The sequence below is a fragment of the Acinetobacter sp. ESBL14 genome (assembly GCF_036668815.1).
Lineage (GTDB): Bacteria > Pseudomonadota > Gammaproteobacteria > Pseudomonadales > Moraxellaceae > Acinetobacter > Acinetobacter gyllenbergii.
In genome coordinates, this window is record NZ_JAZEVS010000062.1 from 1 (window position 1) to 311 (window position 311).

Here is a 311-nt window from a genome sequence, read left to right on the forward strand (position 1 = left end):
TGAAACATCTGGTCCCACCGTATCCACTGTTTCAGTCCCTGGTACAGACGGGTTGCCTGCAGGATCAGTTGCTACAGCTGTTACTGTACCGCCATTCGGTAAGTTACCTGGATTTGGTGTGGTCCATACCCCAGTCGTTGGATCTGTTGGTACCTGAACACTTGTACCATCTGGGAACGTGACCGTTACTGTTGAACCTGGTTCCGCTGTTCCTGTAATTGGATCTGTACCATTGATTGGATTAATCTCTGGCGCATTCGGTGCAGTGGTGTCCACTGTATAAACTTGAGTGTCCGTTACATTGCTGCTGT

1 protein-coding gene is annotated in these 311 nt (G+C 49.2%); it reads right to left on the minus strand.

The window, feature by feature from the left end:
• On the minus strand, window positions 1–311 hold a 311-nt coding region (locus V6E90_RS21935), incomplete at both ends, for an Ig-like domain-containing protein (RefSeq protein ID WP_332606423.1).